The 25,846-nt window shown below is 70.0% G+C and carries 22 protein-coding genes; 12 read left to right on the forward strand and 10 right to left on the reverse strand.

The window, feature by feature from the left end; genetic code table 11:
* Positions 1-41 precede the first annotated feature (41 nt).
* On the reverse strand, positions 42-1,328 hold the full coding sequence (locus KV097_RS02325; protein WP_220345289.1) for a fatty acid desaturase: 1,287 nt from the start codon (positions 1,326-1,328) through the stop codon (positions 42-44).
* Positions 1,329-1,338: 10 nt separating this feature from the next.
* The gene (locus KV097_RS02330) at positions 1,339-2,430 is read right to left on the reverse strand and encodes a ferredoxin reductase (protein ID WP_220364967.1); all 1,092 of its coding nucleotides are present in this window, start codon (positions 2,428-2,430) and stop codon (positions 1,339-1,341) included.
* Positions 2,431-2,596: 166 nt separating this feature from the next.
* On the opposite strand from KV097_RS02330, the gene zwf reads away from it, so the two are divergent.
* Both zwf and KV097_RS02340 read left to right on the forward strand, forming a co-directional pair.
* Positions 2,597-4,063, forward strand: a complete 1,467-nt coding sequence (zwf, locus tag KV097_RS02335; protein WP_220341981.1) for a glucose-6-phosphate dehydrogenase — start codon at positions 2,597-2,599, stop codon at positions 4,061-4,063.
* Positions 4,064-4,127: 64 nt separating this feature from the next.
* Positions 4,128-6,524 (forward strand): excinuclease ABC subunit UvrA, encoded by a 2,397-nt coding sequence (locus KV097_RS02340; RefSeq protein ID WP_220364968.1) that lies wholly within the window; start codon positions 4,128-4,130, stop codon positions 6,522-6,524.
* 18 nt (positions 6,525-6,542) lie between these two features.
* Here KV097_RS02340 and KV097_RS02345 read toward each other — a convergent pair whose 3' ends face one another.
* Positions 6,543-6,902: a GntR family transcriptional regulator gene (locus tag KV097_RS02345; RefSeq protein WP_220341979.1), complete on the reverse strand. Its 360-nt coding sequence runs from the start codon at positions 6,900-6,902 to the stop codon at positions 6,543-6,545.
* 130 nt (positions 6,903-7,032) lie between these two features.
* Between KV097_RS02345 and pcrA the strand changes: the two genes are divergently transcribed.
* Positions 7,033-9,450, forward strand: a complete 2,418-nt coding sequence (pcrA, locus tag KV097_RS02350; protein WP_220364969.1) for a DNA helicase PcrA — start codon at positions 7,033-7,035, stop codon at positions 9,448-9,450.
* 363 nt (positions 9,451-9,813) lie between these two features.
* On the opposite strand, the gene KV097_RS19620 is transcribed toward pcrA, so the two are convergent.
* Both KV097_RS19620 and KV097_RS02360 read right to left on the reverse strand, forming a co-directional pair.
* Positions 9,814-11,163 carry a peptidoglycan DD-metalloendopeptidase family protein gene (locus KV097_RS19620; protein ID WP_220364970.1) on the reverse strand — a complete coding sequence of 450 codons (1,350 nt, stop codon included), beginning with the start codon at positions 11,161-11,163 and terminating at the stop codon, positions 9,814-9,816.
* Positions 11,164-11,330: 167 nt separating this feature from the next.
* Entirely contained in the window at positions 11,331-12,224 is an 894-nt protein-coding gene (locus KV097_RS02360) for an alpha/beta fold hydrolase (protein WP_220364971.1), read from the reverse strand.
* Between the two features lie 106 nt (positions 12,225-12,330).
* On the opposite strand from KV097_RS02360, the gene sucC reads away from it, so the two are divergent.
* Positions 12,331-13,494 carry an ADP-forming succinate--CoA ligase subunit beta gene (gene sucC / locus KV097_RS02365; RefSeq protein ID WP_220341975.1) on the forward strand — a complete coding sequence of 388 codons (1,164 nt, stop codon included), beginning with the start codon at positions 12,331-12,333 and terminating at the stop codon, positions 13,492-13,494.
* A 14-nt stretch (positions 13,495-13,508) separates the two neighbouring features.
* Positions 13,509-14,402, forward strand: a complete 894-nt coding sequence (gene sucD / locus KV097_RS02370; RefSeq protein WP_220341974.1) for a succinate--CoA ligase subunit alpha — start codon at positions 13,509-13,511, stop codon at positions 14,400-14,402.
* An 82-nt stretch (positions 14,403-14,484) separates the two neighbouring features.
* Here sucD and KV097_RS02375 read toward each other — a convergent pair whose 3' ends face one another.
* Entirely contained in the window at positions 14,485-14,922 is a 438-nt protein-coding gene (locus tag KV097_RS02375) for a MerR family transcriptional regulator (RefSeq protein ID WP_220341973.1), read from the reverse strand.
* Positions 14,923-14,979: 57 nt separating this feature from the next.
* On the opposite strand from KV097_RS02375, the gene KV097_RS02380 reads away from it, so the two are divergent.
* A complete protein-coding gene (locus KV097_RS02380; protein WP_220364972.1) occupies positions 14,980-15,948 on the forward strand; it encodes an NAD(P)/FAD-dependent oxidoreductase in 969 nt (322 codons plus the stop codon).
* A 22-nt stretch (positions 15,949-15,970) separates the two neighbouring features.
* On the opposite strand, the gene KV097_RS02385 is transcribed toward KV097_RS02380, so the two are convergent.
* Positions 15,971-17,842 (reverse strand): sensor domain-containing protein, encoded by a 1,872-nt coding sequence (locus KV097_RS02385; protein WP_220364973.1) that lies wholly within the window; start codon positions 17,840-17,842, stop codon positions 15,971-15,973.
* 114 nt (positions 17,843-17,956) lie between these two features.
* On the opposite strand from KV097_RS02385, the gene KV097_RS02390 reads away from it, so the two are divergent.
* The 6 genes from KV097_RS02390 (at position 17,957) to KV097_RS02415 (ending at position 23,079) form a co-directional block, all read left to right on the forward strand.
* On the forward strand, positions 17,957-19,210 hold the full coding sequence (locus KV097_RS02390; protein WP_220364974.1) for a DUF6350 family protein: 1,254 nt from the start codon (positions 17,957-17,959) through the stop codon (positions 19,208-19,210).
* Positions 19,211-19,229: 19 nt separating this feature from the next.
* Positions 19,230-19,817, forward strand: coding sequence for a phosphoribosylglycinamide formyltransferase (gene purN / locus KV097_RS02395; RefSeq protein WP_220341969.1), 588 nt, complete (start codon positions 19,230-19,232; stop codon positions 19,815-19,817).
* Positions 19,814-21,400 carry a bifunctional phosphoribosylaminoimidazolecarboxamide formyltransferase/IMP cyclohydrolase gene (purH, locus tag KV097_RS02400; protein ID WP_220364975.1) on the forward strand — a complete coding sequence of 529 codons (1,587 nt, stop codon included), beginning with the start codon at positions 19,814-19,816 and terminating at the stop codon, positions 21,398-21,400. The genes purN and purH overlap by 4 nt, the downstream gene beginning before the upstream one ends.
* 94 nt (positions 21,401-21,494) lie before the next feature.
* Entirely contained in the window at positions 21,495-22,355 is an 861-nt protein-coding gene (locus tag KV097_RS02405) for a bifunctional methylenetetrahydrofolate dehydrogenase/methenyltetrahydrofolate cyclohydrolase (protein ID WP_220341967.1), read from the forward strand.
* Positions 22,352-22,636 carry a DUF3017 domain-containing protein gene (locus tag KV097_RS02410; protein ID WP_220341966.1) on the forward strand — a complete coding sequence of 95 codons (285 nt, stop codon included), beginning with the start codon at positions 22,352-22,354 and terminating at the stop codon, positions 22,634-22,636. The genes KV097_RS02405 and KV097_RS02410 overlap by 4 nt, the downstream gene beginning before the upstream one ends.
* A gap of 44 nt (positions 22,637-22,680) precedes the next feature.
* Positions 22,681-23,079: a phage holin family protein gene (locus KV097_RS02415; protein WP_220341965.1), complete on the forward strand. Its 399-nt coding sequence runs from the start codon at positions 22,681-22,683 to the stop codon at positions 23,077-23,079.
* Positions 23,080-23,150: 71 nt separating this feature from the next.
* Here KV097_RS02415 and KV097_RS02420 read toward each other — a convergent pair whose 3' ends face one another.
* The 3 genes from KV097_RS02420 to KV097_RS02430 form a co-directional block, all read right to left on the reverse strand.
* Positions 23,151-24,140 (reverse strand): malate dehydrogenase, encoded by a 990-nt coding sequence (locus KV097_RS02420; protein ID WP_220341964.1) that lies wholly within the window; start codon positions 24,138-24,140, stop codon positions 23,151-23,153.
* A 114-nt stretch (positions 24,141-24,254) separates the two neighbouring features.
* Positions 24,255-25,010, reverse strand: coding sequence for an aquaporin Z (aqpZ, locus tag KV097_RS02425; protein ID WP_220341963.1), 756 nt, complete (start codon positions 25,008-25,010; stop codon positions 24,255-24,257).
* A 99-nt stretch (positions 25,011-25,109) separates the two neighbouring features.
* Positions 25,110-25,781: a metal-dependent transcriptional regulator gene (locus tag KV097_RS02430; RefSeq protein ID WP_308289309.1), complete on the reverse strand. Its 672-nt coding sequence runs from the start codon at positions 25,779-25,781 to the stop codon at positions 25,110-25,112.
* Positions 25,782-25,846 lie beyond the last annotated feature (65 nt).

Genomic DNA, 25,846 nt, shown 5'->3' on the forward strand with positions numbered 1-25,846 from the left:
GTGTGGTCGGAACGCATCGTCGCTCAGCACGAGCCGTACGGTCAGGCGGCCGTTGCCAGCGCCTCGCGTGCGGCCTTCTCGGCCTCGCGCTTCTCGCGACGCAGCGCCTTCGACTCCGGCGAGTTGCCGACCTTGTACGGGTCGGACGGCTTCTTGCCGAGAGCGGCGAGCTGACGGGCGACGCTGCCGATCTGCTTCGAGAGACGACCGGTGTTGTAGTGCAGGTTGTACTTCTCGACGAGTCGGCGCACGTCCTTCGCGACCTCGGGATAGCGGCGCGCCGGGATGTCGGGGAAGAGGTGGTGCTCGATCTGGTAGGACAGGTTGCCCGACATCACGTGGAAGAGCTTGGAGCCGGTGATGTTCGCCGAGCCGAGCAGCTGGCGGAGGTACCACTGGCCGCGCGTCTCGTTCTGGGCCTCCTCCTCGGTGAACGTCTCCACCTCGGCGGGGAAGTGCCCGCAGAAGATGATGATGAACGTCCACACGTTGCGGATGATGTTGGCGGCGACGTTGCCGCCGAGCACGGCCAGCGGGACCCACCAGGCGGTGAACGGCACGAGCGCGACCGAGGCGAGCGGGAAGGCGACGTAGTCCTTGACGACCTGACGACGCACCTTCTGAAGCGCACGCTTCTTGCGGGCGGTGAACTCAGCCTTGCTCATGCGGCCACCGAGGTACTCGTCCAGCTCGATGCCGTGGTACATCACGCCCCACTCGAAGAAGAGCATGAGGAGCGACGCCAGCGGCAGGTTGAACCGGTGGCTCGGGTACCAGGGCTGCTCGTCGTCGATCCGGAACAGGTTGTAGCCGATGTCCCGGTCCATGCCGTGGATGTTGGTGTAGGTGTGGTGGATGTAGTTGTGGCCGTGCTTCCAGTCCTGGGCCGGCGCCACGTTGTCCCACTCGTACTTCTTGCCGTCGACGACCGGGTCGTTCATCCAGTCGTACTGGCCGTGCATCACGTTGTGCCCGATCTCCATGTTCTCGAGGATCTTGGAGATGCCCAGGCTCGCGATGCCGCCGACGAAGGCGGGCGGGAAGAACGGCATGAAGACGCCGACGCGGCCGACGACGTCGCACACGCGCTGTGCCTTGATCACGCGGCGGATGTAGTCGGCGTCCTTCTGGCCGAGGTCGTCCAGGACGCGCTGGCGCACCTTGTCGAGCTCCTTGCCGAACTCCTCGAGCTGCTCGTACGTCATCAGGTCCAGCCCGATGGTGGCGCGGGTTGAGGCGTCCTCGCCGACGAGGGGGACGGGCGCCTGGTTGTGGTTGCTGGCGCTGAGCGGCTCGATCGGGGCGCGCTTCTTGCGGTAGTGGGACATGGGTTACCTCTCAGAGGGCGACGTTGACGTCGCCGACGGGGACCTGGACGCAGATCTTGACGGTCTCGTCGGTGTTGGCGGTGACCTCGCCCGAGATGACATGGCGGACGGCACCGTGGTTCTTCTTGATGGCGCAGGTGTTGCAGACGCCCATGCGGCAGCCGAAGTCGGGCGTGAGCCCGGCCTTCTCGGCCTGCTCGAGGATGGTCGCGCCGGAGTTGGCGGCGTCGATGCCGCTGTCGTCGAAGGTGAGGGTCCCGGTCGCGTCTGCTGCGGAGAGATCGACCGTCGGGACCTTGAAGTATTCCTGGCGCAGCTGCGCTGCGGCGCCGATCTCGTCGTACGCGTCCCGCACCGACGCGATGAGCCCGGCAGGCCCGCACACGTAGGTGAGAGTGGTGGTGGGGTCGACGTCGAGATGCTTGAGATGGACGAGGTCGAACCGCCCGGTCAGCTCGGCGTCGCGCTCGGGGACACGGGTGTAGACGCGGATCACGCGCAACGAGTGGTACGAGGCGGCGAGCTCGTCGAGCTCGGCGGAGAACATCTCGTCCTCGCGGCTGCGGGCGTAGTGGAGGAAGGTGACGCGCCCCGTGTGGCCGTCGTCGCGGAGCGTCCGCAGCATCGACATGACGGGTGTGATCCCGCTGCCGCCGGAGAGCAGCAGCAGGTCCTCTGGGACGGTCTCGGGCAGCACGAACTCGCCGGCGGCCTGAGACAGGTGCACCAGGGTCCCCGGGGCCAGCTCGTGGTGCAGGTACTGGGAGACGTAGCCGTCCGGGTGCGCCTTGACGGAGACGCTGAAGAGCCCGTCCTTGCGGCGGGCCGAGCTGGAGACCGAGAAGACGCGCACGCGGCGCTTGCCGTCGACCTCCACGCCGAACTCGACGTGCTGCCCGGGCGCGAAGCCCTCCCAGACGCCGTTGGGCCGGAGCACGACCGTGCTGGCGACACCGGTCTCGTGGATCACCTCGACGACCCGGGCGCGGACGTGCTGCACCACGAGCATGGGGTGGATCTGGTCGAGATAGTGGTCGATGGTGTGGGGCGAGGTCAGGGCAGCGATCGGACGCGAGGCGAGCGCCTTGCGGACGATTCCCATGGGGCCTCCGAGGGTTCAGTGAACGGCCGTGCACCAACAACCTACGCAACCGTAGGTTGGTCGGCAACCCCGCTTGGCTGTGACGGCGGTCACGAGACTCCCCGGTCGCCCCTCGTTGCGGTCGCTCCACCATCGAGATCCGCGGGCGCGCACTACGCTGAGGCGCATGGAGTCGCAGTCGTACGTCATCGTTCTGTTCGGGGCGACGGGGGACCTGGCACGGCGCAAGCTGCTGCCAGGGCTGCTCCACCTCTGGCAGGCCGGCCTGCTCCAGGACGCCCGGATCGTCGGCACGTCGCTCGACGACATGGACCTCGACAAGTTCCGCACGCTGACGCGTGACGCGGTCGACGAGTTCAGCACGCCGGCACCCACCGACGAGGCATGGGCCGAGTTCGCCGGCATGCTCCGCTGGGCGCCTGGTGACGAGGGCGCAGACGGGCTTGCCGCCGTCGTTCGCAAGGCCGAGTCCGAGGTCAGCGGCGAGCCGCAGGTCCTGCACTACCTGAGCGTTCCGCCCAAGGCCGCGCTGTCGGTCGTGCACGAGATCGACGAGGCCGGCCTGGCGCCGCGCTCGCGGATCATCATGGAGAAGCCCTTCGGCACCGACCTCGCGTCGGCCCGGCGTCTGAACGCGGCGCTCCACGAGGTGTTCCGCGAGGACCAGATCTTTCGTATCGACCACTTCCTCGGCAAGGAGGCGGCGCAGAACATCCTCGCGTTCCGCTTCGCCAACGGCCTCTTCGAGCCGATCTGGAACCGCAACCACATCGAACACGTCCAGATCGACGTGCCGGAGACACTGGGGCTCGGTGGGCGGATCGGGTTCTACGAGGAGACCGGCGCCTATCGGGACATGGTCGTGACCCACCTCTTCCAGGTGCTCGGCTTCGTCGCCATGGAGCCGCCGACGGCACTCACCCCGCACGCGATCACCGAGGAGAAGAACAAGGTCTTCCGGTCGATGCTGCCCATCGAGCCCGCCGACGTCGTCCGCGGCCAGTACGCGGGCTACCGCGAGGAGCCGGCCGTGTCGGACGACTCCGAGACGGAGACGTTCATCGCGCTGCGGTGCTGGATCGACAACTGGCGGTGGGCGGGAGTGCCGTTCTACCTCCGTACGGGCAAGAAGCTCGCCGAAGGCGCGCGGATCATCTCGATCGCGTTCCGGGAGCCGCCCAAGAGCATGTTCCCCGAGGGGTCGGGTGTGGGTGCGCAGGGCCCGGACCACCTGACGTTCGACCTCGCGGACCGCGCGCGGCTGTCGCTGTCGTTCTACGGCAAGAAGCCCGGGCACGGCATGCGGATGGACAAGTACTCCATGCAGTTCTCGTTCCACGAGGACCCCGGCGCGGTGTCGGCCCTCGAGGCGTACGAGCGGCTCATCTACGACGCGATGCGCGGCGACCACACGCTGTTTACAACCGCCGACGGCATCGAGCAGCTGTGGGGTCTCTCGCAACAGCTCATCGACCACCCGTCGCCGGTCAGGGTCTACCCGCCGGGCTCGTGGGGGCCGAACGCGATCCACCAGCTGATCGCGCCGAACGCCTGGCGGTTGCCGTTCGAGCGCCCGTGGCGGGAGCACAAGGATGAGCCGCACGACGATGGGCACACGGAGACGCCGCGCTGACGGCCCGCTCGGAGGTCAGGAATGAAGAAGCGACGGGAGCTCGCTCGCCGCTAGCGTGGCGGCCATGGACACCGCCCGCCACCCCGCTCCTCCTCCCCAGGCCGACTCCGACCACGCGGCGGACCGCCACGACCTGATCCGCGTGCAGGGCGCGCGCGAGAACAACCTCAAAGACGTGAGCATCGAGATCCCCAAGCGCCGGCTCACAGCGTTCACCGGGGTCTCCGGCTCCGGCAAGAGCTCGCTGGTCTTCGCCACGATCGCCGCGGAGTCTCAGCGGATGATCAACGAGACGTACTCGGCGTTCGTCCAGGGCTTCATGCCGTCGCTCGCGCGTCCCGAGGTGGACCATCTGGAAGGGCTCACCACGGCGATCATCGTCGATCAGGAGCGCATGGGGGCGAACCCGCGCTCCACGGTCGGCACCGCCACCGACGCCAACGCGATGCTGCGGATCCTCTTCAGCCGCCTCGGCACCCCGCACATCGGGCCGCCGACGGCCTTCGCCTTCAACGTCCCGACCCGTACGGCGAGCGGGGTGATGAAGACCGAGAAGGGCGGCAAGGAGGAGAAGACGGTCGTCCGCGGTGCGGTCTATCAGGGCGGCATGTGTGCGCGCTGCGAGGGGATGGGAGTGACCAGCGACTTCGACCTGACCGCGTTGTACGACGAGTCGAAGAGCCTCGAGGAGGGTGCGCTGACCGTCCCGGGATACAGCATGGACGGCTGGTACGGCCGCATCTTCAGCGGCGCCGGGATCCCGATGGACAAGCCGATCGCGAAATTCACCAAGAAGGAGCTCCAGCAGCTCCTCTACGCGGAGCCGACCAAGATCAAGGTCGAGGGCATCAACCTCACGTACGAGGGTCTGATCCCCAAGATCCAGAAGTCGATGCTCTCGAAGGACGTCGACGCCATGCAGCCGCACGTGCGTCGATTCGTGGAGCGCGCGATCACGTTCACCACCTGCCCCGACTGCGACGGCACCCGGCTGAGCAAGGAAGCGCTCTCCTCGACGATCCGGGGCAAGAACATCGCCGACCTCTGCCGGATGCAGATCAGCGACCTCGCGGCGTGGATGCGCGACCTCGACGAGCCGGGAGTCGCCCCCCTCGTCCGCGGCCTCCAGCACCTGCTCGTCGCGTTCCAGGAGATCGGCCTGGGATACCTGAGCCTCGAGCGTCCCGCCGGCACGCTGTCGGGCGGCGAGGCGCAGCGGACCAAGATGATCCGCCACCTCGGCTCGTCCCTCACCGACGTCACGTACGTCTTCGACGAGCCCACCATCGGGCTCCACCCGCACGACATCGAGCGGATGAACCAGCTGCTCCTCCAGCTGCGCGACAAGGGCAACACCGTGCTCGTCGTCGAGCACAAGCCCGAGACGATCGCGATCGCCGACCACGTGGTCGATCTCGGTCCCGGCGCGGGGGCCGACGGGGGCACGATCTGCTACGAGGGCACCATCGAGGGTCTCCGGGAGAGCGACACGACCACCGGGCGCCACCTCGACGACCGCGCGAGGCTCAAGGAGGAGGTCCGCACGTCCACCGCGGCGCTCGAGATCCGTGGCGCGTCGATGCACAACCTGCAAGACGTGGACGTCGACGTGCCGCTGGGCGTGCTGTGCGTCGTCACCGGCGTCGCCGGCTCGGGCAAGAGCTCGCTGATCCACGGCTCGATCGCCGAGCGCGACGGCGTGGTCGTCGTCGACCAGGGCGCCATCAAGGGTTCGCGACGCAGCAACCCCGCGACGTACACGGGTCTGCTGGAGCCGATCCGCAAGGCCTTCGCCAAGGCCAACGGCGTGAAGCCGGCACTGTTCAGCTCCAACTCGGAGGGTGCGTGCCCGGCCTGCAAGGGCGCAGGAGTGATCTTCACCGAGCTCGGGGTGATGGCGACCGTCGAGTCGACCTGCGAGGAGTGCGAGGGCCGGCGCTTCCAGGGATCGGTCCTCGAGTACACCTTCGGTGGCCGCAACATCGCCGAGGTGCTGGCGATGTCGGTGACCGATGCCGAGGCGTTCTTCAGCGACGGTGACGCACGGACACCGGCTGCGCACAAGATCCTCCACCGGCTGGTCGACGTCGGGCTCGGCTACCTCAGCCTCGGGCAGCCGCTGACGACCCTGTCGGGCGGAGAGCGGCAACGGCTCAAGCTGGCGGCGCAGATGGCCGAGAAGGGGGACGTCTACGTCCTCGACGAGCCGACCACCGGTCTCCACCTCGCCGACGTCGAGCAACTGCTCGCGCTGCTCGACCGGCTGGTGGACTCCGGGAGGTCGGTGGTGGTCATCGAGCACCACCAGGCCGTGATGGCCCACGCGGACTGGATCATCGATCTCGGTCCGGGAGCAGGCCACGACGGAGGCAGGGTCGTCTTCGAGGGCACCCCCGCTGATCTCGTCGCCGACCGGTCGACCCTCACCGGCAAGCACGTCGCGGACTACGTGGGCGTCTGAGCGCAGACTCGGTGGGCGTCAGAGCCAGCGGTCCTCGACCATCCTGACGCCTTCGGTGCGAGCCAGGCCCAGGCGGCGAAGCTCGCTGACGTAGGCGTCGGCCGCCGCGGCAGCGGCACGTGAGACGTCGGCTGTCATCACCGACGTACGGACGAACGTCCCGCGGCGCCCCAGCGTCTCGACGACGCCTTCGGCCTCCAGTGCGCGGTAGGCCTTCGCCACGGTGTTCACCGCGAGGCCGAGATCGTGGGCGAGCGCACGCACTGTCGGGATACGTGCCCCCGGACCCAGCGTGCCGTCGGCTGCCTGCGACGCGATCTGGCGGCGTACCTGCTCGTACGGGGGTTCACCCACGTCGGGATCAATGACGATGCGCACGTCGGCGCCTCCTTAGCTCGCAGTGACCCCCCTTGTCAAGAGTAGGCCGCCACTGGTGAACAGTGGGTGAGCTTGTTCCAGTACGCCCGGCGCGATCATGTCCGTCGGCCCCCGTAGGCTGGGGAGCACGATGAGCCTCCCGTTTCCCGTGCCCTCAGACCGCCTGCCGGGCGGCTCGCGACCCGGCGACGCCCGTACGACCCCCTCTCTCGGCAGCCCTGGCGGAGGCGGCCACGACGGTCCGAGCGACGAGGAGATCGAGGCGCGCCGCGCGGCGAAGGCAGACGCGCTGCTCGAGGGGCTCAACGACCCGCAGCGCGCGGCCGTCACCCACGCGGGTGGCCCGCTCCTGGTCGTCGCCGGCGCAGGCTCGGGCAAGACCCGCGTCCTGACGCGGCGCATCGCCTGGATGATCTCGCAGCACCACGTCCACCCGGGGTCGATCCTCGCGATCACCTTCACCAACAAGGCCGCTGCCGAGATGCGCGAGCGCGTCGCCGACCTCGTCGGCGGGCGCGCGCGGCTGATGTGGGTGTCGACGTTCCACTCGGCCTGCGTACGCATCCTCCGCAAGGAGGCCCAGCGCTTCGGCTACTCGTCGACGTTCACGATCTACGACGCGGCCGACTCCAAGCGCCTCATGACCCAGGTCTGCCGAGACCTCGAGCTCGACCCCAAGCGGTTCCCGCCGCGTGGAGTGCTCAACTGGGTCTCCAACCTCAAGAACGAGCTCGTCGACCACGAGCAGGCGTCATCCAAGGCGCACAACGACACCGAGCGCGCCTACGCCACGGCCTACGTGGCCTACCAAGAGCGTCTACGGGCGTCCAACGCCATGGACTTCGACGACCTCATCATGACCACGGTTCACCTGTTCCAGGCGTTCCCCGACGTCGCCGACGTCTATCGGCGCCGGTTCCGTCATGTGCTCGTCGACGAGTACCAGGACACCAACCACGCCCAGTACGTCCTCATCCGCGAGCTGTGCACCGAGCCCGACTCCGACCTGCTGGTGGTGGGCGACTCCGATCAGTCGATCTACGCCTTCCGCGGGGCCAACATCCGCAACATCCTCGAGTTTGAGGCCGACTTCCCGACAGCGACGACGATCATGCTCGAGCAGAACTACCGCTCGACGCAGTCGATCCTCGACGCGGCCAATGCCGTCATCTCCCGCAACGAGGGCCGCAAGAAAAAGAACCTGTGGTCCGCGCAGGGCAAGGGCGAGGCCATCATCGGCTACGTCGCCGACGACGAGCACGCCGAGGCGCAGTTCGTCGCCGACGAGGTGGACAGGCTGACCGACGAAGGGCTGGCCAAGCCCAGCGATGTCGCCGTCTTCTATCGGACCAACGCACAGTCGCGCGTGTTCGAGGAGGTCTTCATCCGCGTCGGCCTGCCCTACCGGGTCGTCGGCGGGGTGCGCTTCTACGAGCGCAAGGAGATCAAGGACGCGATCGCCTACCTCCGGGTGCTGGTCAACCCGGCCGACGCGGTCTCGCTGCGTCGCATCCTCAACACCCCCAAGCGCGGCATCGGAGACCGGGCAGAGGCCGTGGTCGGGGCGTACGCCGACCGTCTCCGCATCACGTTCTGGGAGGCGTTGCAGCGTGCGGAGGAGGCACCCGGCATCGCGACGCGGTCGCTCAAGCAGATCGCCGGCTTCGTCGAGACGATCACCGGCCTGCAGGAGATGGCGGCGTCGGGCGAGCCGGTCGACGTGGTTCTCGAGGCGACGCTGGCCCGCTCCGGCTACCTCGATGAGCTCGAGAACAGCACCGATCCGCAGGACGAGGCTCGCGTCGAGAACCTCTCCGAGCTGGTGGCCGTCGCGCGCGAGTTCGTCTCCGACGCCGCGACGCTCACCGCCGATGCGGGAGACGGTGACGCGGAGACCGCCGACGACGACGTCCTGCAGCCGGGTTCCGTGGCCGCGTTCCTCGAGCGCGTCTCGCTCGTCGCCGACGCCGACTCGATCCCGGACTCCGGCGACGGCATGGTCACCTTGATGACGCTGCACACGGCCAAGGGGCTGGAGTTCCCTGTCGTGTTCCTGACCGGGCTCGAGGAGTCGATCTTCCCGCACATGCGGTCGTTGGGTGATCCCAAGGAGCTCGAGGAGGAGCGCCGGATCGCCTACGTCGGGCTCACCCGGGCCGAGCAGCGGCTCTACGTCACCCGGGCGCTCGTACGCTCCGCCTGGGGCGCGCCCTCGCACAACCCGCCGTCGCGCTTCCTCGACGAGATCCCCGAGGACCTCGTCGACTGGAAGCGCACCCAGGCCGACACGACCACGTGGTCCGGCGGCTACCTGCCGCGCCGGACCTCCGCGGCCCCGTTGCGTTCGGCGACGGCCGACAAGGCGAGCAAGGCCAAGCGTGACGTTCCGAACCTGTCGCCGGGCGACCGTGTCTCACACGACACGTTCGGTCTGGGGACGGTGGTGGCGGTCGAGGGCGCCGGCGACCGGGCCGTAGCGTCGGTGGACTTCGGGTCCGAGGGCGTCAAGCGGCTCCTGCTGCGCTACGCCCCCGTCGAGAAGATCTGACCCCGGGTCACCTTCTGGCGCTCGCGGGTCACTTCCTGCCGCCCGCGGGTCACTTCCTGCCGCCCGCGGGTCACTTTCTGGCACTCGCGGGTCACTTCCTGCTGCCCGCGGGTCGCTTTCTCGACTCCGTGGGTCACTTTCTGGCGCCCGGCCCCGCCCGCCGTACCGATCGGGGAGGTGATCCCGCCAGTGGTAGGGCGAGTGACCCGCGAGGCCTAGAGGGTGACCCGCGAGCGATTAGAGAGTGACCCGCGAAGGCCAGACACTGACCCGCGAAGGCCAGACACTGACCCGGGAGGGCCAGGGAGTGACCCGCGAGCGCGAGAAGGTGACCCGCGAGGGCCAGGGGTGACCCGCGACGGGTTAGGGGAAGACGTTGTGTTCGCGCAGGGCGGTCATCGGGTCGACCGGCGTGTCCGGGGTGGGCCGGACCTCGAGGTGGAGGTGCGGGCCTGTCACGTTGCCGGTCGAGCCGACATAGCCGATCACGTTGCCCGGCGCGACCGAGTCGCCCACGCTGGCCTTGACCGACGACTGGTGGCAGTACCAGATCTGGGTGCCGTCCTCGAGGGTCAGCACGGTCTTGTTGCCGTACGCCCCGTCGAAGCCGGTGCTGGTCACCGTGCCGCGGGCGATCGCGACCAGCGGCGTGCCTGAGGGGGCCGCGAAGTCGAGCCCGGTGTGGGTCGTCGACCAGAGCGAGCTGGACTGGCCGAAGCGTGCGGTCAGGCGGTAGCCCGTCAGCGGGAGGACCCACTGCTTCTTCTTGATCTCCTGCGAGCGGGCCTCTGTCTTGTCGGCCAGCTGCGAGAGAGCGGTGCTGCGCTGAGCGGCCTGCTGCTCCGCCTGCTTGGCGATCAACGCCCGGTCGAAGTCACGGGTCACGTCGACGTTGTTGGGGTCGTACCGCTTGGCGGCCGCGCCACCCGAGACGTCGGCGGACAGCGCCTTGAAGTCGGCGGTCTCCATGACCGGCGGCTTGGCCGACGACATGGCCACCGCGCCGAAACCGGCAACCACCAGGGCTGCGGCACCGATCACAGCCGGCGTCGGGAGCCCGGGGAAGCGACGGGTGCGCGTGTGGGCGGAGCGGGAGCCAGGAGGAGTGGCACGGCGAGCGGTGCGCATCTCGCCGGAGCGTCGCTCGGTGATCGTGGTGTGCTCGGAGACCGCATCGATCGTGGCCGTGGACTCGGCCGGGATCGGGGGGAGCTCTGCGGCGCGCTTGCCGCGGTAGGACGACGCAGTAGTGGAGCCGGTCGGGGCGCTCTCACGCGGGGCGCTCTCACGCGGGGCGCTCTCACGTGGGGCGCTCTGCGCGACCTCGGGCTCGGAACGCCGGGCCCGGCGGCCCGGTGCGGAAGGTTGGTCACGCGCGGGGGGCGTCGCGGACGAGCCGGCAGAGGAGTCGATCGCGCTCGGGAGCTGAGGAAGCGCAGGCTGCGGGCGGCTGACCTCGGCCTGGGGGGCAACCTCGGTGCGGACCGCGGTGATCTCGGTCCGGATGAGCGTGGTCTCGACGGCCGACGCGGGAAGCGGCGTCGGGTGGATCTGGGGAGATCGCGTCGCCTCGCCGGCGGGGGAGGCCGTACGGCCTGCGACCCTGCGTCCGCTCGTGGCGGCGGAGGCGTTGGGGGTGGTGGAGTCTGACGGTCGCGAGATGCCCCTCTTGGGCTTCTCGGCGCGGCGCTTGGGCGCGGGGCGCGACGTCACGTACTCAACCTCCACTGTGGACTGCCTGGATGTTGACCCTAACGGAAGCGCCCCCGTTACCGAAGAGTGACAACCGGACCACTGTCCTGCATCTTGGGCGACTGGTCAAGGTCAGCCTCTGGATCCCTGTCGTGGCGGGGGAGGAACGGCCGTCTATGACCTCGATCTCAGTTCGTGCCGGGCGCCGCCGACACCGTCTCCCGCACCGTGGAGGCGACCGCCTCCGGCCGGGTCCAGGGCACCCAGTGACCGGCGCTGACCTCGTGCCGGGACAGGTGCCGTACGTAGTGCGACAGCCCGTCGTACAAGAACGGCGAGAGGAAGTCGTCCTCAACCGGGATCACCAGCGTCACCGGGATGTCCGTCGGCTCGGGGAGCGGTGACGACGCCGACCGGAAGGCGTTGGCGCGATAGAGGTTGAGCCCGTTGGCCGCCGTCGTCCCGAACGAGTCCGCCCAGTGGTCCTCCTCGAGCCCTTGCGAGCGCGCCAGTGCCTGTCGCACTCGATCTGGTGCCGCGCGTACGACGAGCTCGGGGATGACGGGCACTTGGAACGCGAGGATGTAGGACGACTTCGCGAGCTGTCCCGCGAGGCGCCGCCAGCGGTGTTCGCGCGCGGAGGTACGGAGGTACGCGCCGTACAGCCGCAGGTCCGGCCCGCTGATGGACACGAACGACGCGATCCGTCCGCGAAGTCGGGGGTCGTCGCCCGCGGCGAACACCGCGGCCCACAGCTGCACCGAGCCCCAGTCGTGACCGACGAGATGCACGGCGCCGCCGTCGGGGCGGACGGCGTCGAGGACGGCGACGAGGTCGTCGACCAGCCGCTCCACCCGATAACCCGCTCGGGCGCTCGGTGCCGAGGACTCTCCGGCGCCGCGGGCGTCGTAGGTCACGACGTCGTGATCGTCGAGCAGGGGCACCACCCGGTCCCAGACGTGGTGGTCGTCGGGGTAGCCGTGCAAGAGGACGACGGTGGGTCCCGTACGGGTGCCCGACCGGTGCACGGCGAGCGTCACGCCTGCAGAAGGCACACTGAGAGGAGCGCTGTCACCTGCCATGCGCGGATCCTAGTCCGCGCACCCCGTCCGGTTGTGACGAGGCTCACGGGGCTAAAGTCGCGAAGGTTGTACGGCAGCGCACCTGTACCAAAAGGACGGCATCACCGTGGATCTGATGGAGTACCAAGCGAAGGAGCTCTTCGCCAAGCATGGGGTTCCCGTGACGCTCGGCGTCGTGGCGAACACCCCTGAAGAGGCGCGCAAGGGCGCCGAAGACCTGGGTGGCGCAGTCGTCGTCAAGGCCCAGGTCAAGGCCGGTGGCCGCGGAAAGGCCGGCGGCGTCAAGCTCGCCAAGACGCCGCAGGAGGCCTTCGACCGCGCCAGCGACATCCTCGGCATGGAGATCAAGGGCCTGACGGTCAACCGTGTCCTGGTCGCGCCCGCCGCCAGCATCGAGGACGAGTACTACTTCTCCTTCCTGCTCGACCGTGCCAACCGGCAGTACCTCTGCATCGCGTCGGTCGAGGGAGGTGTCGAGATCGAGGAGGTCGCGAAGACCAACCCCGACGCCGTCAAGCAGATCCCGATCGACCCGGGCACCGGCGTCGACGAGGCGACGGCCCGCGCGATCGCGACCGAGGCCGCCTTCCCCGAGCCGATCTTCGAGCAGGCCGTGACGCTGATCGAGGCGCTGTGGAAGGTCTTCGTCGAGGAGGACGCCACTCTGGTCGAGGTCAACCCGCTCGCGCGTCTGGCCGGCGACAAGCTCGAGGCGCTCGACGGCAAGGTCTCGCTCGACGACAACGCCGACTTCCGCCACCCCGATCACGAGACCTTCGTCGACAAGAGCGCGGAGAACCCGCTCGAGGCGAAGGCCAAGGCGCTCAACCTCAACTACGTCAAGCTCGACGGCCAGGTGGGGATCATCGGCAACGGTGCGGGCCTGGTCATGTCGACCCTGGACGTCGTCGCGTACGCCGGTGAGAAGCACGGCGGCGTGAAGCCCGCGAACTTCCTCGACATCGGCGGCGGCGCGAACGCCGAGGTGATGGCGAACGGTCTCGACGTGATCCTCGGCGACCCCGACGTCCGGTCGGTGTTCGTCAACGTCTTCGGCGGCATCACCGCCTGTGACGAGGTCGCCAACGGCATCGTGGGTGCACTCGATCTGCTCGGCGACGCGGCAACCAAGCCGCTCGTCGTCCGCCTCGACGGCAACAACGTCGAGCTCGGTCGGCAGATCCTCGACCAGCGCAACCACCCGCTGGTCACCCTGGTCGACACCATGGACGGCGCGGCCGACAAGGCCGCCGAGCTGGCGAACGCCTGAGAGGGGTCGAGGACATGTCGATCTACCTGAACAAAGACTCCAAGATCATCGTCCAGGGCATCACCGGCGGGATGGGTGCCAAGCACACCGCGCTGATGATCGACGCCGGGTCGAACATCGTCGGAGGTGTGAACGCCCGCAAGGCGGGCACCACGGTGACCCACAAGAAGGGCGGCGCTGAGGTCGAGCTGCCCGTCTTTGGGACCGTCAAGGAGGCGATGGCCGAGACCGGCGCCGACGTGTCGGTCGTGTTCGTGCCGCCGGCCTTCACCAAGGACGCCTGCGTCGAGGCGATCGACGCGGGCATCGGTCTGCTGGTCGTCATCACCGAGGGTGTGCCGGTCCAGGACACGGCCGAGGTCTGGTCGTACCTCGAGGGCAAGCAGACTCGGATGATCGGGCCGAACTGCCCGGGCATCATCACGCCGGGCGAGTCGCTGGCCGGCATCACTCCGCACACGATCGCGGGCAAGGGCCCGGTCGGCCTCGTGTCGAAGTCGGGCACGCTGACGTACCAGATGATGTACGAGCTGTCGGACCACGGCTTCTCGACCGCCATCGGCATCGGCGGCGACCCGATCGTCGGGACGACGCACATCGACGCGCTCGAGGCGTTCGAGAACGACCCCGAGACCCTGGCGATCGTGATGATCGGCGAGATCGGTGGCGACGCCGAGGAGCGGGCCGCGGCGTACATCAAGGAGCACGTCACCAAGCCGGTCGTCGGCTACGTGGCAGGCTTCACTGCCCCGGAGGGCAAGACGATGGGCCACGCCGGCGCCATCGTCTCGGGCTCCTCGGGCACCGCCGAGGCCAAGAAGGAGGCCCTCGAGGCCGCCGGTGTCAAGGTCGGCAAGACGCCGTCCGAGACCGCCGAGCTCATGCGCGAGATCCTCAAGGCTCTCTGACGCAGGCCCGACGGCCGCGCCAGCGCGGCACGTACGAGGCGCCCCGACCGGGTTTCCGGTCGGGGCGCCTCTGCGTACGGCATCACGTGTGGTCCGGGCCCTCGGCGTTCCACTCGCCGCCCTGGAGGACGTCGTCGAGGGTGGACCGGAAGTTCGGGCACGAGGTGATGTCGTGCGCCCGGCACTCCAGCGCGTGGGCGGTCATCTCGCGTGACCGGACCATCTCGGCCATCCGCCGGTCCAGGTCGGCGATGTGCGCCTCGAGGACGCTGTGCCGTCCGGCCCACTGCGCGTCCAGGAGTACTCGGATCTGGTCGAGGGACATGCCCGCGGCCTTGCTGCGCAGGATGACGGCGACACGGACGACGTCGCTGTCGTCATAACGGCGTCTGCCGCCCGCGTCTCGGCCTGGCGCGAGCAGGCCGACCGACTCCCAGTGCCGGAGGACGTTCGTCGGGAGGTCGAACCTGGCCGCCAGGTCGCCCACGGACCAGGTCACTTCGTCGGAGGTTGACTTCATGTTGACATGAAGTCACATGCTGGGTACCTCGATCAACCCAGAGCATGAGAGGACACCATGACCATCGCACCGGACAAGACCTACGACGCCGTCGTGATCGGCGGAGGCCCGGCAGGACTCCAGGCCGCGTTGACGTTGGGCAGGATGCGGCGTGACGTGGTCGCGTTCGACTCCAGCGAGTACCGCAACGCCTCGGCGCGGCACATGCACAACGCCGTTACCCGCGACGGGACCTCGCCCGAGGACTTCCGTACGGCGGCTCGCGCGGAGCTCGCCGCGTACGACACGGTGGAGACGTGCGAGGCGAAGGTGACGGAAGTCGTCCCCGAGGGAGATGTCTTTAGCGTTCGCGTGGGTGCGGCGCCCGACGGTGGTTCGCTGCGCGTGCGCGCGAAGAACGTCATCCTCGCCACCGGGCTGCGTGACACGCTGCCCGACACCCCAGGGCTGGCGGAGCTGTGGGGCGACATCGTCGCCCAGTGCCCCTACTGCCACGGGTACGAGCTCAAGGGGCGCCACGTCGCCATCCTCGGAAGCGGTCCCCACGCAGGCCGTGTGAGCATGCTGCTCGCGCGGATCGCCGACCGCATCACGGTGCTCGCCGACGGCGAGGACCTCGAGGGGGAGACCCGTGAGCTCCTCGCGAGGAACGGGGTGCACGTGCGGGAGGAGCCGATCTCCGGCGTCCAGCGTCGCGGCGACGGGGCGGTGGTGTCGTTCGCCGACGGGCCGGCCGAGGAGATCGGCGGGATGTTCGTCACCACGGGTTCCTTCGCCCAGGCCGCGCCGTTCGCCGAGCAGCTGGGCCTGGACATGCTGCCGTCGGGCTGCATCCGGACCGACGAGCTGGGTCGCACGAGTCGCGACGGGATCTATGCCGCCGGTGACCTCGCGCACCTCGCCTCGTTGCCGATGCCGCTGGCCTCGGTCGTCACGGCCATCTCGGCGGGACTGCTGGCCGCCACGGCTGTCGACCAGGATCTCGTGGACGCGGCCATCGCCGACCCCGTGCCCGCCATGGCCTAGCGGGAACGCGGCTCGACGCCGGTCAGCGCCAGTGGGCGAGGCGCTGGCCGGCGCGATCGGCAATCTGGGAGAACTGCCCGGCGCTCAGGTCGGCCCGCTTGTTGCCCGACTGCGCGACCTCGGTGACCGTGGCGCCCCGGACGACGAGCGCGAGGCGATAGCTGATCACCGACTTGCGGCCGGTCTCGAACGACATCCGCCAGGTCTTGCCGGTGTAGCCGGCGCCACGGATCGGCTTGCCGGCGGAGATCGTGGCCGCCTGGTTGCGGTCCTCGCACTTCGCGATGCGCTTCTCGAGGCTCTTGACGAAGGCGCGTGCTCGAGCCGGCGTCCGGAAGGTGGCGATCGACTGGCCGATACCGAAGGTTCGCGGCGCAGCCTTGTCGTTCGGGACGACGTACATCCGACCACGCGCCTTGACGACGCCGCGCGAGAGGAAGTTGGCGCGGTCGCACATGGTGGCGGCGGGGTTGTCGCTGGGTGCCTTGGGCTCGGTGCCCGCCCACGGCTGCGACTGGGCACCCACCGGAGGCAGGTCGACGGCGGCGAGGAAGCCGGGGTTGGACGACGTCCGGGGCAGCGGTGCCCCGACGACCTTCGTCGACGTCGTGCAGGGACCGCCCGACGCGGCGCACGCGAGCCGCATGCCCTCGACGAGCGTCTGGCCGAACGCCGCCATCGACGGGGCGGCCGAGCCGTCGGCGCGGTGCATCAGCATCGTGTTGACGACGCCGGTCTGCATCAGACCGATGGTGAGCGTCCTGGTGGGAGACGTGAGCTCCTGGAGCCGCAGGATCGTCACCGGCGACGCCGCCCCGGCCACGGTCGCGCTGCTGGAGGTGATCTGGACCCGCGGCACCGCGCAGTCGGCGTACCACTGGAGCCGACGCTTGAACGCCTGCTCCGCACCTTGGGTGTCGCGCGCGACCTCGAGGACGTGCACCGCCTGCTCCGGCTGGCCGTACGCCTCGAACTCACGGAGATAGGTCTTGGCGGGCCGGTCGGTGGCGAAGCGTCGCGGGGCGCAGGAGGTCAGCGGGTCGTCACTCGTGTCACGGACGTCCTCGCCGGCGGGCTCTGCCGAGGCTTCACCCTCGTCGTCCACCACCGACTCGTCCGCGACCGTCGTGACCGTGGTCCAGTCGCGCTTGGGGTTGATCCGGCCGACCTCGATCGCGTTGAGCAGCGAGCGCGCTGTGACCGCGTCGCCGGGTCGCGCCGGCTCGACCATGCGCTCGCCGACGCGGTTGCGCTCCTGTGCGTGGGCGGGGCTCAGCGGAGCGGTCGGCGCGACGGCGAACCCGGCGGCCACCACCGCCGCGGTCGCCGCCGCGACGGAGCCGAGGGTGCGGCGGCGGCTGCGCTTGCGCGCCTTGCCGCGGATGCTGGCGGGGCGTTGGAGGGGGATGCGCTCGGAGATCTCCGACAGTCCGAGGAGGCGGCTCTCGACCTGCCCGATGCTCTGGCCCAGGGCCTGCTCGAGCTCGGTGACCGCCTGCTGGGTCTCGGTGACGGCGTCAGTGTCGGTCATCGCGAGGTCACGGGCGGCGGAGGACAGGTCGAGCTCGCCCAGGGTCTGGAGGATGATGAGCCGGCGGGTGCGGTTGCCGAGTCCCTGCAGCGCCTCGATCAGGGCGACGTCGCTGTCGTCCTCGTTCCGGCGGCGCCACGGCCGGGTGCCGCGGGCCACGCGTGCGTGGCGGAACGCCTCGCCGCGCACGAACGCGAGAGGGTCGCGGGTCCGCTGCTTGCCCCAGCTCTGCCACGCCTTCCCGTACGCCTCGGCGACCGCCTCTTCGGTGAGCGTGCGGTCACCGCTCTCGGCGTACGTGAGGTGGGTCACGTAGCGGCTGGTGGAGTCGTAGAAGGTGTCGAACTCTTCCACCTTCGGCATGACTCGGATCTCCCAACGTCGGGGTGAGGTGCTCGGTCTTTTGGGCGGTCCCCCTGGCAGCGCGTCCGGCGTGCCTCCGTCCCGGCGACCCAGGCTACAGGGACGATGGTGATGATGACCGAGACCTTGAGATCAGCACCGGGCCCTGTTCGTGGACGCCTCGTCAGCGTCGGGCGGCCTGGTTGGGCGGCCGGCGCGACCGGCGCCCTCCTCGCCGCCGCCATCGGCCTCCTGCTCTGCGGTGGCCTGACCGTCGTGGTCTGGCTCTCCGGCGAGGGAGGGACGGCCGGAGGAGCGCTGCGCGGCGGCGCGATCGGCTGGCTCGCCGCCCACGGGACGGGCGTCGCGGTCGGGAGCACGGTGATCAACGCGATCCCTCTGGGCCTCCTCGCCCTCGTCGTGGTGCTCCTGCACGGCGCGGTGTCGCGGCTCGCCGCCGCGTACGGGGTGTCGTCCTCGGTGCGGGAGGCGGTGATCGCCGGCCTGGCGTGCGGGACGGCGTACGCGGTGGTGCTCGTCCTCGTGGCGTGGTGGTCGGCCTTGGCGGCGGTGCAGGTCGAGCCGCTGCGGGCCGCGTTCGCGGGCTTCCTCCTGGGCGCGCTGTGCGGGACGACCGGGTGCGCCCAGGGGACGGGAGTCGCCCGTCGCCAGTACCTGGCGCTGCCCGTGCTCGGGCGGGCTGCGCTGCGGGGCGCGATGCTCGGCGCGGCCGTGGTGCTCGCCGTGGCGGCGCTGCTCGTCATCGGCGGCCTCGTGGTGCGCCTCGATGCCGCGGGCGCACTCTGGAGCGGCTTGAACCCTGGTGTCCTCGGCGGCGTGGGGCTGCTCCTCGTGTGCCTGCTCGTCCTGCCCAACCTCGTCCTGTGGAACGCCGCTGCCCTCCTCGGCCCCGGGTACGCCGTGGGTACGGGCACCTCGGTGACGCTCACCTCCAGCGGTCTGGGAGCCGTTCCCGCCCTGCCGGTCCTGGCTGCGCTGCCGCCGGTCGGTCCGCGTCCGGCATGGCTGGTGGTCCTCGCCGTGGTGCCCCTGCTGGCCGGTGCGGTCGCCGGATACTCCACCGTGGCCCCGCGACCGGACGGGGCGAGGGTCGGCACCCTTCGTACAGTCCTCACCGCGGGTGCCGGGTCGGGTGCGCTCGCCGGCTCGGCCGTCGCGGTCGGCCTGCTCCTGTCCGGCGGCGCCATCGGACCAGGACGGCTGGGCCACACCGGTCCCGACGTCGGCCTCGCGGTGCCGCTGTCGATCGTCGTCCTCGCCGTGGGTGGCGCGGTCGGCGCGGCCGCGGCGCACTATCGTGGGCGCCGTGGAGCAGACGACGCCGCCTCCGCGGTCCCAGACACGCCGGACTCCACCCCCGTCGACTGACCGTCCGGCACGGCTCGTCGTGCTGGTCTCCGGGTCCGGCAGCAACCTGCAGGCCCTGATCGACGCATCCCGCGACCCGGCCTACGGTGCCGAGGTCGTCGCGGTGGGCGCCGACCGCGACGGGATCGAAGGGCTCGCCCGCGCGGAGCGTGCCGGTGCGGCCACGTTCGTCCACCGGCTCCGCGACCACGAGGACCGGGCTGCCTGGGACGCCGCCCTGACCGCGAGCGTGGCTTCGTACGAGCCTGACCTCGTCGTGTCGGCGGGCTTCCTCAAGCTGGTGGGCGCGCAGTTCCTCGCCGCCTTCGCCGATCGCTACGTCAACACCCACAACTCGCTGCTGCCGAGCTTCGTGGGGATCCACGGACCGCGCGACGCCCTCGCGTACGGGGTCAAGGTCGCGGGCGCCACCCTGTTCTTCGTCGACGACGGCGTCGACACCGGGCCGATCATCGCCCAGGTCGCCGTCCCGGTCCTCGACGAGGACACCGAAGACACGCTCACCGAGCGGATCAAGGAAGCAGAGCGTCGTCAGCTCGTCGACGCCGTCGGAGCGATGGTCCGCGGAGGCTGGACCATCGCCGGAAGAAAGGTCACCATCGGATGAGCGATGACGCGTACGGCGCACGTCAGGACGACGGCAGGCGCGCGATCAAGCGGGCCCTGATCTCGGTCTATGACAAGACGGGGCTCGAGGCGCTCGCCAGCAGCCTCCATGCCGAGGGGGTCGAGATCGTCTCGACCGGGTCGACGGCCGAGCGCATCGCCGAGGCAGGCGTGCCGGTGAGGCGGGTCGAAGAGGTGACCGGCTTCCCCGAGACCCTCGACGGCCGGGTCAAGACGCTGCACCCGCGCCTCCACGCGGGAATCCTCGCCGACCTCCGGCTCGACAGCCACGTCGAGCAGCTCACCGACCTCGAGATCGAGCCGTTCGACCTGGTGGTCAGCAACCTCTACCCCTTCCGGCAGACGGTGGCCTCGGGCGCCGCGCCTGACGACGTGGTGGAGCAGATCGACATCGGCGGCCCGTCGATGGTCCGCGCGGCGGCCAAGAACCACCCGTCGGTCGCCGTCGTGGTCGATCCGCGACGCTACGACGCCCTGCTCGACGCCGTCCGCGGCGGGGGTTTCACGCTGGCCCAGCGCGCGCGGCTGGCCGCCGAGGCGTTCACCCACACCGCGTCGTACGACATCGCGGTCGCGTCGTGGTTCGAGAACGTCTACGCGCCGCAGCCCGAGCAGCAGTTCCCGGCGTGGATCGGTGGCGACTGGGGGCTCTCGACGGTGCTGCGCTACGGCGAGAACCCGCACCAGGCTGCGGCGCTCTATCACGGTGAGCGGCCGGGGATCGCGAACGCGACCCAGCTCCACGGCAAGGAGATGTCCTACAACAACTACGTCGACGCCGACGCGGCGCGCAGGGCCGCGAACGACTTCGACGAGCCCGCGGTCGCGATCATCAAGCACGCCAACCCGTGTGGCATCGCGGTCGGCGACGACGTGCTCGACGCGTACACGAAGGCCCACGCGACCGACCCCCTGTCCGCGTACGGGGGCGTGATCGCGGCGAACCGGCCGGTGACGGTCGAGATGGCCGAGAAGGTCGCCGAGGTGTTCACCGAGGTCATCGTGGCGCCCGAGTTCGAGCCGCGCGCGGTCGAGGTGCTGACCCGCAAGAAGAACATCCGCATCCTGGTCGCCCCGCTGGACGAGCACGCTCAGCGGATCGAGCTGCGTCTGATCTCGGGCGGTGCGCTGATGCAGGCCCGCGATCACGTCGACGCACCCGGCGACGACCCGGCGGCCTGGACCCTCGTCGCGGGTGAGCCCGCCGACGACGCGACGCTCGCCGACCTGGCGTTCGCGTGGAAGGCGTGCCGCACGGTGAAGTCCAACGCCATCCTGCTCGCGAAGGACCGCGCGGCCGTCGGCGTCGGGATGGGCCAGGTGAACCGTGTCGACTCCTGCAGGCTCGCCGTCGAGCGCGCCGGTGAGCAGCGGGCGAGCGGCGCGGTCGCTGCCTCGGACGCGTTCTTCCCGTTCGCGGACGGGCTGCAGGTCCTCATCGGCGGCGGGGTCCGTGCGGTGGTGCAGCCAGGCGGCTCGGTCCGTGACGAGGAGGTGATCGCGGCGGCGAACGCCGCCGGGATCACCATGTACGTCACCGGGTCGCGTCACTTCTTCCACTGACGCGTCGGGCCGTGCGTCAGAGCGCGTACGGCCCGACTCCGAGGGTTCCGAGGCGAGGGGGCCCGCACGAAGTCTTGCATGCGAGACTTCTCGGGTGAGCGCACAGATTCTCGACGGCAAAGCAGCGGCCTCGGCGATCAAGGCCGACCTCACCGAGCGGGTCACCGCCCTCGCGAAGCGCGGTGTACGACCGGGGCTGGGCACGCTGCTGGTCGGAGACGACCCCGGCAGCCAGATCTACGTCGCCGGCAAGCACCGGGACTCCCTGCAGGTGGGCATCGAGTCCATCCGGGTCGACCTGCCCGCGACCGCCACGCAGGCCGAGGTGCTCGCCGCGGTCGACACGCTCAACGCCGACCCCGCGTGCACGGGATACATCGTGCAGCTGCCGCTGCCCAAGGGCATCGACGAGAACGCCGTCATCGGACGGATCGATCCGGCGAAGGACGCCGACGGGCTCCAGCCGACCAACCTCGGGTGGCTGGTGCTCAACGAGCCCGCCCCGCTCCCCTGCACGCCACGCGGGATCGTGGAGCTCCTGCGCTGGGGTGGCGTCGAGATCGCCGGCGCCCACGTCGTCGTGGTCGGACGCGGCGTCACCGTCGGACGCCCGCTCGGGCTCCTGCTGACGCGACGCTCCGAGAACGCCACCGTCACGTTGTGCCACACAGGCACCCGCGACCTCGCCGCCGAGGTGCGGCGCGCCGACATCGTCGTCGCGGCGGCGGGTGTGCCGTCGATCGTCACCGCCGACATGGTCAAGCCGGGGGCGGCGGTGCTGGACGTCGGCGTGAGCCGTGACGCGGAGGGCAAGATCGCCGGTGACGTCGACGCGGGCGTCGCCGAGGTGGCCGGGTGGGTCTCGCCCAACCCCGGCGGTGTCGGACCGATGACCCGGGCGATGCTCCTCCAGAACGTGGTGGAGGCCTCCGAACGCGCAGCCGGCGTGGCATGAGCCGACGGGAGGGTCTCACAGCGGGCACGCAGATGTACGCCGCGCTGGTCGTGGCCGTCGTCGTGGGTCTGGCTCTCGTGGCCTTCGGAGCGTGGCGGCAGGGCATCATCCTGCTCGGCGGCGCGCTCGTCCTCGGTGGCGCCGTGCGCGCCGTTCTCCCCGAGCCCCGCACCGGGCTCCTTCGGGTGCGGGGCCGGGTCTTCGACACCGCGTGGATGCTGTTCCTGGGATCCGGGCTCGTCACGCTCGCCTTCGTCGTACCCCCCGGGATCGGCTCCTGAGCACGAAACCTCGACGCGAGGTCGGTCGCCGCTAGGCTGCGGCCATGATCCGGCTGCTCATCAATGCCGCCATCGCGCTGGGGTCGAGCGCGGTCGGCATCCTCGTCGCGACCTGGGCGCTGCCCGAGATGGACGTCGAGGCGAGCGGATTCGCGACGGCGGTCGTGGTGTTCACCCTCGCTCAGGTGATCTTGTCGCCGTTCGTCACGACGGTCGCGGCGCGCAACGCGCCGGCCTTCCTTGGCGGCATCGGGCTGGTCTCGACCCTGGTCGCGCTGATCATCGCCCGGGTGGCGACCGACGGACTGTCGATCTCCGGGGTCACGACCTGGGTTCTTGCGGCACTGATCGTGTGGCTGGTGACGGCGCTCGCCGCATTCTTCCTGCCGATGATCTTCCTCAAGCGCCGCCGCGACGACAGGGCCGCCGGCAGACCGCGCTGACGGGACGACGAAAGCCCCGACCCCAGCCCGTACGGGCCGGAGGTCGGGGCTTTCGCAGATCGTGCCTGCGCTCAGATGAGGCCGAGCTTGGTGACGGCCTCGCGCTCCTCGGCGAGCTCGGCGACCGAGGCGTCGATCTTGGCCCGCGAGAAGTCGTCGATGTCGAGGCCCTGGACGATCTCCCAGTCACCGTTGCGAGTCACGACGGGGAACGACGAGATGAGACCCTCGGGGACACCGTAGGAGCCGTCGGACGAGACGGCCATCGAGACCCAGTCGCCCTCGGCCGAGCCCTGCAGCCAGTCGCGCGCCGCGTCGATCGTCGCCGACGCCGCCGACGCCGCCGAGGACGCACCGCGGGCCTCGATGATCGCAGCGCCGCGCTTGGCGACGGTCGGGATGAAGTCGTTCTCGATCCACGCCTGGTCGCCGACGACCTCGGCGGCGTTCTTGCCGGCGATCTGGGCGTGGAAGAGGTCTGGGTACTGGGTGGCCGAGTGGTTGCCCCAGATCGTCATCTTGGAGATGTCGGTGACCTTCGCGCCGGTCTTCGCGGCGAGCTGCGAGATCGCGCGGTTGTGGTCCAGGCGGGTGAGCGCAGAGAAGCGCTCGGCGGGGATGTCCGGCGCGTTGGTCTTGGCGATGAGCGCGTTGGTGTTGGCCGGGTTGCCGGTCACGCCGATCCGGATGTCGTCGGCGGCGTGGTCGTTGAGCGCCTTGCCCTGCGCGGTGAAGATCGCGCCGTTGGCCTCGAGGAGGTCGCCCCGCTCCATGCCCTTGGCCCGCGGACGGGCGCCGACGAGGAGGGCGAGGTTCGCGCCGTCGAAGATCGTGTTGGCGTCGTCGCCGATCTCGACGGAGTCGAGCAGCGGGAACGCGCAGTCGTCGAGCTCCATCACGACGCCCTCCAGCGCCTTGAGAGCGGGCGTGATCTCGAGCAGACGAAGCTGGACCGGGGTGTCCGGGCCGAGCAGATCGCCGGCGGCGATCCGGAAGAGCAGGCTGTAGCCGATCTGACCGGCGGCGCCGGTGACGGCGACCTTCACGGGTGTTGCGCTCACGACATCTCCTTGCAAGGGCGGGGCGTACAGGCACGTACGTGCTCCTGACGCTAGCAAGGCGGGGCTCTTCCCTGCTGTCAGGGGTGCGGGCCCGGCTCGCTGTGCGGAGAGAGGTCAGGAGTCGGAGTCTCCGACCACGTCGACGTCGGACCGGTCGACGCCGGTGATGAAGACGAACGTGGCTCCGGCGATGGCCGCGCCGATCAACGGCGCGAGGATGAAGAGCCACACCTGCGCTAGGGCGTCCGCCCCGGCGAACCACGCCACGCCGAGCGACCTGGCCGGGTTGACCGAGGTGTTCGTGACCGGGATGGAGATCAGGTGGATCAGCGTCAGGCCGAGGCCGATCGCCAACGGCGCGAACCCGACGGGGGCACGCTTCGAGGTCACGCCGAGGATGATGTAGACGAACATCGCCGTCATCACGATCTCGCACACCAGGCAGGACCACAGGGCGTACCCGCCGGGCGACCTGTCGCCGTACCCGTTGGTCGCGAAGCCGCTGTCGACCGCGGAGAAGCCCTCCACCCCACGGGCGATGGCGAGCAGGACGGCTCCAGCGATCGACGCGCCGACGATCTGCGCGGCGGCGTATGGACCCACGTCACGCCACGGGAAGCGCCGTGCCACGGCGAGGCCGACGGTGACCGCGGGATTGAAATGGGCCCCCGAGATGTGGCCGACGGCGTACGCGCCCGTCAGGACGGTCAGGCCGAACGCGAACGCGACGCCGAGGTGTCCGATGCCCAGGTTGCCGACCTCGGGTGTCACGAAGACCGCTCCGAGGACGGCGGCGCCACAACCGCCGAGCACCAACCAGAACGAGCCGAGCACCTCGGCTCCGAGACGAGCACGTAGATCGGGCGTCATGGATCCCCCCTCGTGGGCGGGACGTCCCCCTGACAGTCCCGTCTCGCATTGTGCTCGCCCTGCGCCCGGTGTGCACCCCGGGTCGTGGCACGCCGGTCGTCAGTCGGCCGGCAGCACCCAGATCGCCTCGGCGGCGCGCAGTCCCAGCTCGGTGGCGATGCCGCCGATCTCGACAGCGAGCGTCCCCGCGAAGTCTCGCCGCTCCACGAGCACCAGGGGACTGTCGAGCACGACGCCGAGCCCGGTGAGGTGGCGCAGGAGGTCGGGATCTGCGTCGGAGACGCGGGCGACGACGAACGTCGCCGGATCGTGCCTCTCGCTCAGGCGTACGGCACCCAGTCCGGGGACGGACCCGTCACGTGAGGGGATCGGGTCACCGTGCGGGTCCCGGACGGGCCGGCCGAGCCTGTCGTCGAGGCGTTCGACGAAGGCGTCCGACACGGCGTGCTCGAGGATCTCCGCCTCGTCGTGGACCTCGTCCCACGCGTAGTCGAGGTAGTCGACGAGGAAGGTCTCGAGGAGGCGGTGGCGACGCACCATCTGCACGGCCGCGGCACGACCGGCCTCGCTGAGCTCGATCGTCCCGTACGGCGCGTGGCGCAGGAGTCCGTGCTCGGTGAGACGGCGCACAGTCTCCGAGACGGTCGACGGCGGCTGGCCCAGCTTGGCGCCGAGCGCCTTGGACGTCACCGGCTCGGCATCCCACTCCGTCATCGCCCAGATGGTCTTCAGATAGTCCTGGTGGGCGGTGGAGAGGGCGGTCACGATCACGCGCCTCAGCGTAGCGGCGAGAAGATTTCGGTGATCCGAACTTTATCCTTCGATCTGCCGTATGC

The sequence above is a fragment of the Mumia sp. zg.B17 genome (assembly GCF_019550915.1).
Taxonomy (GTDB): domain Bacteria; phylum Actinomycetota; class Actinomycetes; order Propionibacteriales; family Nocardioidaceae; genus Mumia.